Source organism: Archangium sp. (assembly GCF_036389735.1).
GTDB lineage: Bacteria > Myxococcota > Myxococcia > Myxococcales > Myxococcaceae > Archangium.
Genome location: NZ_DASVWK010000088.1, coordinates 1 through 2,498 on the forward strand (window position 1 = coordinate 1; position 2,498 = coordinate 2,498).

The following is a 2,498-nucleotide window of genomic DNA, read 5'->3' on the forward strand; positions in this document are numbered from 1 at the left end:
AAGCGCGCCAGCCGCTGCTCCCGCCCGTCCCCCCCCTCGGCCTGTTCGTCCGTCCAGGACAGCCGGCCCAGCGGCCTCACCACCGACGCGCCCGGCTCCCCCCCCACATGCAGGACCACACCGACCGTCTCCCCGCCCGCCCGCTTCCCGTGGACCTGATGATTCGACGCCTTCATGCCGTTCTCCACCCTCAGCTGCATGGGCTCTCCCCCGGGTCGCCCGTGAGCGCGTTGGTGACGGGGGATATTGGCCCATGTGCTGTCTTCCGGCTTTCGCTCGGACGCCAACCGCTTGCGTACGGGCGCCACCTTGGATGCCCGGGGGCCTCTCGCGTTGCGGGGTGGGTTGGAAAACCACCTTTCGTGCCTGCTTGCCTGCCCGGCGGGTCCATCGCTCGCTGAACGGGCATACAGGTAGGTGGGAGAGGGTGGGAGTGTGAGACGGGGCCGAGATGCGGTATTGGGGAGGGTGGACGCGATGAGGTGGGATGACCATGGGTGACGGAGGACGGGGCGTGCTGGCGGTGGTGGCGGAGAAGCCCTCCGTGGCTCGCGACATCGCGCGGGCGCTGGGGGCTCGCGAGCAGGCCGAGGGGTGCTTCCGCGGCAACGGCTACGTGGTGACGTGGGCCATCGGTCACCTGGTGGGACTGGCGCAGCCGCACGAGATGCGGCCCGAGTGGAAGCGCTGGCAGCGCGAGCTGCTGCCCATGCTGCCGCGCGAGTGGCCGCTGGTGGTGGAGGAGAAGACGGCCTCCCAGTTCCAGGTGGTGCGCCGGGTGATGAGCGCGCCCGAGGTGGACACCGTGGTGTGCGCCACGGACGCCGGGCGCGAGGGCGAGCTCATCTTCCGCTACATCTACGAGGCCGCCGGGTGCCGCAAGCCGGTGAAGCGGCTGTGGGTGTCCTCGCTGACGGAGGGGGCCATCCGCGAGGGCTTCCGCGCGCTGCGGCTGGGGCGCGACTATGAGCCGCTGGCGGACGCGGCCAAGGGGCGCAGCCGGGCGGACTGGTTGGTGGGGATGAACCTGTCGCGCCTCTACACGCTGGCGGGCGGGGACACGCTCTCGGTGGGGCGGGTGCAGACGCCCACGCTGGCGATGGTGGTGGAGCGCGAGCTGGCCATCCGCGACTTCGTCCCCCAGGAGTACCTGGAGATCGTGGCCACCTTCGGTCCCGCCGGCCCCGAGGGGCCCCAGGGCAGCTACCAGGGCGTGTGGTTCCGCCCCGCGCAGCCGGGCAAGGAGAAGGAGTGGGACGCACGCGAGGCCCGGCGCCTGCCCGCCAAGGGCGAGGAGGCCAAGGAGGTGGTGGCGCGCGTGAAGACGGGCCGCGCGGCCGTGGAGTCCGTCACCGCCGAGACGAAGCGGATGGCCGCGCCACTGCTCTATGACCTGACGGAGCTGCAGCGCCACGCCAACCGCCTGTATGGCTACAGCGCCCAGCGCACCCTGGAGCTGGCGCAGGCGCTGTACGAGAAGCACAAGCTGCTGAGCTACCCGCGTACCTCCAGCCGGCACCTCTCGACGCAGATAGCGGAGACGTTGCCCGAGGTGGTGCGCGCCATCCGGGCGCCCTGGGAGGCGCTGCTCGCGCCCGGCACGGGGCAGAAGCCGCTGGGGCGCCGCTTCGTGGACGACGCGAAGGTGACGGACCACCACGCCATCATCCCCACGACGACCTCACCGGAGGGCGCACGGCTCTCCCAGGACGAGCGGCGCATCTACGAGCTCGTCTGTCGCCGGCTGCTGGCGGCGTGGCACGAGGACTTCGTCTGGCTGGTGACGACCGTCATCACCGCCGTCACCTCGGCCGCCGCGGTGGATCGCTTCCACAGCGCGGGCACGATGGTGGAGCGCGAGGGCTGGAAGGTGCTGGACGTGGGGGGAGGGCAGCGCGCGCCGAAGCCCCGCGAGGGGGGGAAGAAGAAGGACGAGGCCGAGACGGAGGAGCCCGAGGACGAGCAGGAGCTGCCGCCGGGTCTGGCGAAGGGGTTGGCGAGGGCGGTGCGGGAGGTGAAGCCGGTGACGAAGCGGACGCGACCGCCGCCCCGCTTCACGGACGCGAGCCTGCTGACGGGGATGGAGACGGCGGGGCGGACGCTGGACGACAAGGAGCTGGCGGACGCGATGAAGGAGACGGGGCTGGGGACACCGGCCACGCGCGCGGCCATCATCGAGACGCTGCTCGACCGGGGCTACCTGGTGCGGCGGGGCAAGTCGTTCGAGGCGACGGAGAAGGGCATCGGGCTCATCCGGGTGGTGCATCCGGACGTGAAGAGCCCGGTGATGACGGGGCAGTGGGAGGCGTGGCTCCAGCGCATCGAGCGGGGCAGCGGAGACCTGGAGTCCTTCCTGCGAGGCATCGAGGCCTACGTCATCGAGGTGGTGGGCAAGGTGCCCCCCACGCTCTCCATGCCCCCACCCACGAACACCACCCCTCTGCCTCCGGCCCAACCCAAGCGCGCCCGGACCCCCACCGAGCCCGTCCCGGCGCCCA

Annotated in this window: 2 protein-coding genes; one reads left to right on the forward strand and one right to left on the reverse strand. The window is 71.9% G+C overall.

Going from position 1 to position 2,498, the window contains the following annotated elements:
- Positions 1-200, reverse strand: a 200-nt coding sequence (locus VF794_RS03550; RefSeq protein ID WP_331107707.1) for a hypothetical protein, incomplete at its 3' end; no start/stop codon positions are given.
- A 293-nt stretch (positions 201-493) separates the two neighbouring features.
- On the opposite strand from VF794_RS03550, the gene VF794_RS03555 reads away from it, so the two are divergent.
- A partial coding sequence (locus VF794_RS03555; RefSeq protein WP_331107709.1) for a DNA topoisomerase 3 occupies positions 494-2,498 on the forward strand: 2,005 nt, incomplete at its 3' end.